Annotated in this window: 6 protein-coding genes and 1 pseudogene; 1 reads left to right on the plus strand and 6 read right to left on the minus strand. The window is 73.3% G+C overall.

What is annotated here, in order from left to right; all coding sequences use genetic code 11:
* Positions 1-127: 127 nt before the first annotated feature.
* From ABZ793_RS34395 to ABZ793_RS34420, 6 genes are all read right to left on the minus strand, one after another.
* Positions 128-1,183 carry a dihydrodipicolinate synthase family protein gene (locus ABZ793_RS34395; protein WP_357465131.1) on the minus strand — a complete coding sequence of 352 codons (1,056 nt, stop codon included), beginning with the start codon at positions 1,181-1,183 and terminating at the stop codon, positions 128-130.
* Between the two features lie 8 nt (positions 1,184-1,191).
* Positions 1,192-2,208, minus strand: coding sequence for an NAD-dependent epimerase/dehydratase family protein (locus ABZ793_RS34400; protein WP_357465133.1), 1,017 nt, complete (start codon positions 2,206-2,208; stop codon positions 1,192-1,194).
* A gap of 91 nt (positions 2,209-2,299) precedes the next feature.
* Complete coding sequence (locus ABZ793_RS34405; protein WP_357465135.1) at positions 2,300-3,181, minus strand: Gfo/Idh/MocA family oxidoreductase; 882 nt, start codon at positions 3,179-3,181, stop codon at positions 2,300-2,302.
* A gap of 55 nt (positions 3,182-3,236) precedes the next feature.
* The gene (locus tag ABZ793_RS34410; protein WP_357465137.1) at positions 3,237-4,241 is read right to left on the minus strand and encodes a hydroxyacid dehydrogenase; all 1,005 of its coding nucleotides are present in this window, start codon (positions 4,239-4,241) and stop codon (positions 3,237-3,239) included.
* Positions 4,238-5,137 (minus strand): carbohydrate ABC transporter permease, encoded by a 900-nt coding sequence (locus tag ABZ793_RS34415; protein WP_357465139.1) that lies wholly within the window; start codon positions 5,135-5,137, stop codon positions 4,238-4,240. The genes ABZ793_RS34410 and ABZ793_RS34415 overlap by 4 nt, the downstream gene beginning before the upstream one ends.
* A complete protein-coding gene (locus tag ABZ793_RS34420) occupies positions 5,134-6,039 on the minus strand; it encodes a sugar ABC transporter permease (protein ID WP_357465141.1) in 906 nt (301 codons plus the stop codon). Before ABZ793_RS34420 ends, ABZ793_RS34415 begins: the two co-directional genes overlap by 4 nt.
* A 36-nt stretch (positions 6,040-6,075) precedes the next feature.
* Here ABZ793_RS34420 and ABZ793_RS34425 point away from each other — a divergent pair.
* Positions 6,076-6,147, plus strand: a pseudogene (locus ABZ793_RS34425) (MBL fold metallo-hydrolase); the annotation flags it as partial.

Consider the following 6,147-nt stretch of genomic DNA (forward strand, 5'->3'; position numbering starts at 1 on the left):
GTCGCCACCAGGCCGGGGCCGGGCCGGCGCGGGGCCCGTTGGGGGCGCCCGGTGCCCCCCCCCCGTGGGGTTGGCGCGGCGGGGGGGGGGGACGCTGTCCCGCGCCGCCGGCCTCGCTACCGCGTGGTCAGGACAGCCAGGTGTCGAGGTGCTCGGCGACGAAGTCGTCGTCGCGCAGGTGCGGGTACGCCTGGTGCACCCGGTCCAGCTCGGCCATCTGCCCCGGCGACAGCTCCTCGGCCGGGTCCAGGCACCAGCGGCCGGCCAGCAGGCCCTGCCGGCGCAGCACCTCGTGGATGCCGGGGATGCAGCCGTGGTAGCCGTTGGCGGAGTCGAAGATGGCCGCGTTGGCGTCGGTCAGGTGGCCGTCGAGGGTGAGCAGCCGGCGCAGCGCGGCGTCGTCGCCGGAGCGGGCCTGGCGGGCCTCGTCGAGCAGGGTCACGGCGGTGTTCGCCCAGACCGCCCACTGTCCGAGCAGCCCGCCGACGAACTCGACCTCGACGGCCCGACCGTCCACGACGACCCGGTGCGGCGCCACGAGGTCGGCGAGGATGTGGTCGTCGTTGCCGGTGTAGAGGGCCAGGTCGCCGGTGCGGCCGGCCGCGACCACGCCGTGCAGCACGTCCAGCGTGCGGTAGCGGTCGAAGGGCGCCACCTTGATCCCGACCACCGACTCGAGGGCGGCCAGCCGGGCCCAGAAGCCCCGCGACAGCCGCCGCCCGCCGACGGCCGGCTGCAGGTAGAAGCCGATCACCGGCAGCACCTCGCCGACCGCGCGCGCCCGCTCGACGAGGGCGTCCTCGTCGAGCGGCGCGTACGGCGACAGCAGCACCATGTCGTAGCCGAGCGAGGCGGCCAGCTCCGCCTCGGCGACCGCCTGGGCGGTGTCCCCGCAGGCGCCGGCGACCAGGATGGCGTCCGAGCCGGCGGCGGTCTCGGCGGCCAACTCCAGCACGGGGGCGAGCAGCCCGACCTTCGGGTCGTGGATGGCGAACTGGGTGGTGTGCACGCCGACGGCGATGCCCCCCGCGCCGGAGGCCAGGTAGTAGCGGGTCAGGGCCCGCTGCCGGCGCTCGTCGAGCTTGCGGTCGGCGTCCAGGGCCAGCGGGTGCGCGGGGATGGCGCAGCCGCGCTGGAACCGGGCCAGGGCCGAGGTCTGTCGGGTGCTCGATGCGGTCAACACGGTCTCTCCTAGAACTTGCCGTCGCGGGTCTGGAACCCGGTCGGCTTGCCGAGCAGGGGCTGGCCGTCGGCGACCCAGTCCGCCGTCAGGTCGATCAGCTCGGCGACCGACACGTCGGGGTAGCCGAAGAGCCGGTGGCAGAGCTGGGCGTTGGACAACAGCGCGGTCGGCGCCTCGGTGCCGGTGAAGACCGGCTCGCGGCCCAGCCGGGCGGCGAGCGCGGTGGCGACCTGACGGACCGAGACCAGCTCCGGCCCGGTCAGGTTCAACACGAACGGCGGTGTCCGCGTGTGGTGCAGGGCGCGCAGCGTGACCTCGTTGGCGTAGCCCTGCCAGACGATGTTGGCGTGCCCCATGGTGAGGTCCACGGGCTCGCCGGCGTGCACGGCGCGGGCGATGTCGACGAGGACGCCGTAGCGCATCTCGACGGCGTAGTTGAGCCGGATCAGGGCCAGCGGGGTCTCGTCGCGCAGCGCGAAGTGGGTGAGGATGCGCTCGCGACCCAGGCAGGACATGGCGTACTCGCCGACCGGCTGGACCGGGATCTGCTCGACGCAGCCGCCGGAGGTCACCGGGACCAGCGGGTAGACGTTGCCGGTGCTCAGCGCCACCAGGCGGGACCCGGCGAAGCGCTGCGCGACGCGCCCGGGCAGGTAGGTGTTGGTGGCCCAGGTGGCGTGCTCCCGGCCGGAGGTGCCGAACTTCGCACCGACCAGGAAGATCACGTTGGCCGCGTCGGGCAGCGCGGCCAGCGCGGCGTCGTCGGTGACGTCCGCCTCGACCACCACCGCGCCCTCGTCGCGCAGCGCGTCGGCCAGTCCCGCCTCCGAGAAGCGGGACACCGCGATGACCTTGGCACCGGTGCCCGCCGCCGCCACGCCCCGCAGCGCCAGCCGGACGAGGCTCGGCCCCAGCTTGCCGCCCGCCCCGAGGATCAGGATGTCCCCGTCGAGCTTGCGCAGATCGTCCACCAGGACGTCCCGCGGGCGGGAGAGCCGCTCCTCCAGGTCCGCCACCGTACGCATGCCACCACACCCCTTCCGAAGTAACGGTCATGACCGTAACCTCCGGCCGGAGGGGCGTCAAGGCACCCGACGCGTGGATCGGGTCGGATTGTCAGGCCACGGCACGCGCCGAGGTGAGAACGTCCAGGACGGCGCGGGTCTGCGCCCACGGCACCGGGCTCGGTGCGCCCCGGACCATGCCGACGAACGCGTCGATGGTGGCCCGGTAGCCCAACTCGTCGGCCCCGCCGCGCAGCACCACCCGGCGCTCCCCCGCGGCGGTGTGCACGGTGACCTCGTACGCCTCGCCCTCGCTGACCCCGAGCACCTCCACCGTGCCGGGCACCCCGTCGTCCCACTGCACGGCCAGCAGCCCCGTGTCCTCCGAGCGCAGGCCCCGGTGCCGGCGTACGGTGCCGGCGGCCCCCACCAGCCGCACGGCCGGCCCGAGCAGCGCGACGAGCAGTTCCACCCCGTGCAGGCCCATCATGACCAGGGTGCCCCCGCCGACCGTCGGGTCGTCCTGCCACGGGTTGTAGCCGGTGGCCCAGATCCCGACGTCGTGCCGGACCGTGGCGCGCACCGACAGCACCTCGTCGCGCGGCACGTCGAACGCGACGAACTCCGGCGCGAAGCGCAGCACCGAGGAGGAGAGCACCAGCTCCGGGGCCCGCGCCACGACCCGTTCCAACCGGCCGAGCTGCCCGACGGTCGCGGCGGCCGGCTTGTTGACGAAGCACGGCAGCTTGCGCTCCAGCACCTGCGCCAACGCCTCGGGCACGTCGGAGGTGGGGACGGTGAGGACCACGCCGTCCGGGTCGGTCGCCAGCAGCGCCGCCAGGTCCGGCGCGACCGCCGCGTCCGGCTGCTCGGCCCGGAACCGCGCCAGCCGCTGCGGGTCGGGCTCCCACACCACGAGCTCCGCGTCGTCACGCAGGGTGCGGGCGTCGGTGTAGGGGTGACTGGTGGCCAGTCCGGCGAGGGCGATGCGCATGAGCGCAGAGGCTACTCATCCGGGCTGCCGCCGCGCCAGGGCAGGTCAGCCGCGCTCAGCCCGTGCGATCGAGGTGCTCCGGTCGCACCTCGTGGCGCAGCTGCTCCCCGCGTAGGAACCGGTCGATCTCGGCGACGACGATGTCGGCGGCCCGCCGCCGCGACCCGACCGTCCCGGCCGCCTCGTGCGGGGTCAGCAGCACGTTCGGCAGTCGCCGGAACGGATGGTCCACCGGCAGCGGCTCGGCGTCGAACACGTCGAGCGCGGCGTCGATCCGCCCGGAGCGCAGCACGGCCAGCAGCGCGGCCTCGTCGACCAGCGCCGAGCGGGCGGTGTTGACCAGCAGCGCGCCGTCGGGCATCAGGGCCAGCTCGCGCGCGCCGATCATCCCGACGGTCTCCGGCAGCACCGGCGCGTGCAGGGACACCACGAGGCTGCGGGCGAGCAGGTCGTCGAGCGTGACCCGCTCGACGCCGAGCGTCGCGGCCTCGGCGTCGGACAGGTACGGGTCGGCCACCAGCACCCGCGCCCCGAGCGCCCGCACCAGGCCGAGGTACGCCCGACCGGTGCGGGACGCCCCGACGACCCCGACCGCCGCCCCGCGCAGCTCCCGCCGGGGCGGCGCCGCCTTCGCGGTCGCCCAGTCGACCCCGGTCCGCAGCGCGTGGTCGAAGCGGTGCAACTGGTGCAGCAGGGCGAGGGTCAGCGCGAGCGCCTGCTCCCCCACCGCGTACGCCATCGCCTCGCCGGCCTGGGTGACACGGACGCTCCGGGCGAAGCTGGCGGGGGTGACGAACGGTTTGACGCTGGCGCCGGTGTGCGCGAGCAGCCGCAGCCGGGGCGCGGCGGCGAGCACCGCCGCCGACAGGGGCGCGGTGCCCCAGCCGGTGACGACCACGTCGGCGTCGGTGAGCAGCCGGGCGAGCACGCCCTCGTCGCCGACGTCGGCGCCGTCGGCCGGCAGCCGCACCTCCCCCAGCCGGCCCAGCGCCGCCCAGGCGTCGGCGTCGAAGAACAGCTCGCGGACCTCCGGCGAGGCCGCCACCGCGATGACGCTCATCCCTTGATGCCCGTCGTGGCGACGCCCTCCTGGAAGTAGCGCTGTCCGATCAGGTACGCCATGAAGATCGGCACGAACGCCACGACCGACCCGGCGAGGAGCATGTTCAACGCCACGTTCTCCTGCTGGAGGGAGGCGATGCCGGTGGTGAGGGTACGCATGTCGAGGCTCTGCCCGACGATGAGCGGCCACAGGAAGTCGTTCCAGTGCCACAGGAAGACGAAGACGCCGAGCGTGGCGAGGATCGGCTTGATCAGCGGCAGCACGATCGAGACGTACACCCGCCACTCGGAGCAGCCGTCGAGGCGGGCCGCCTCGAACAGCGAGTCGGGCAGCGAGGCGATGAACTGCCGCATCAGGAACACCGCCTGGGCGTTGGCCAGGGTCGGCACGATCATGCCCCAGTACGTGTCCACGCCGTTCAGCTCGGAGATGATGATGAACGTCGGGATCATCGTGACGTGGAACGGCACCATCAGCATCGCCAGGAACGACCAGAACATGGTCTCCTTGCCGGGGAACCGCTTCTTGGCGAAGGCGTAACCGGCCATCGAGGCGAACAGCAGCACGCCGACGACCGACACCACCGAGTAGATCACGGTGTTCCACATCCAGCGCAGCACGCTCTTGGCGCCGACCACCTGGTCGTACGCCTCGGTGGAGAACGGCCACGGCAGCAGGCTGTCCGGGAAGGTGACCGGTCCCGTCGGCTTGAACGACAGCACGACCATCGCGTAGAAGGGGAAGAGCGTGACCGCCGCGCCGATCAGCAGCAGCGTGGTGCGGCCGACGATCCAGCCCCTGCCGGGCCGGCCGGGCCGGTACGGCCGGGCGCGCGTGGGCGACGCCGGCGGGGTGGGGACGGCGGTGGCCGCGGGCGTGATCGTGTCCGTCATTCTTCCCTCCCGAGGGTCAGCCGCTGGATCAGCGCCACGATGATCGTCAGCACGAACAGCGCGACCCCGACGGCGCTGGCGTAGCCCAGGTCGAAGTACTTGAAGCCCTGGTCGTAGAGCAGGTAGACCAGGCTGTAGCTGGACCGCACGGGGCCGCCGCCGGTCATCACGTAGATCAGGTCGAAGACCTGGAACGACACGGTGGTCTCGATGATGGCGACGAAGAAGAGAGCGGGCCGCAGCTGGGGCAGCGTCACGTACCGGAAGCGCTGCCACGCCGACGCGCCGTCGGTCAGCGCCGCCTCCTCCAGCTCCGCCGGAATGTCCTGCATCCGGGCGAGCAGGATCAGCATGCCGTAGCCGAAGCGGGACCAGACCGAGACCAGCACCAGCGCGGGGACCACCAGCACGCTGTCGGCGAGCCAGGAGCCGGCCGGCAGGCCGATCGCGCCCATGGCCCGCGACCACGGCCCGTCCTCGGCGAAGACCCAGGCGAAGACCACGCCGGCGAGGACCAGGCTGGTCACCACCGGCAGGAAGAAGATGGACCGGAAGAGCTTCGCGCCGCGGAAGGCACGGCGGGTCAGCAGCGCCATGCCGAGGGAGGCCAGCATCGACAGCGGTACGGACAGCGCGGTGAACAGGACCGTGACGCGCAGCGCCGTCCAGAACGTGGGATCGTCGACGAGCCGGCGGAAGTTCTCCAGCCCGGTGAAGCTGGTCTCGCCACCGATGGTGTAGTCGGTGAAGCCGAGGACCACCCCGGCGATCGCCGGCCCGAACCGGAAGACGACGAAGAGCAGCAGGAACGGCAGGACGAACAGCAGCGCCGTGCCGGCCTCGCGGGCGGAGGGGCGGCGCACGCGTACGCGCGGGCGGCGGGTCCCCGGTAGTGCAACCATCTGACAACCTTTCTCGGCGGCTCGCGGTGGGCGGGCCCGCGCCTGCTCGACCTGGTCGGCGACGCGGGGCTGGGCACCGTGGTCACCACCCATCAGCACATGGACCAC

The sequence above is a fragment of the Micromonospora sp. NPDC047465 genome, from assembly GCF_040643125.1.
In the GTDB taxonomy this organism is placed as follows: domain Bacteria; phylum Actinomycetota; class Actinomycetes; order Mycobacteriales; family Micromonosporaceae; genus Micromonospora.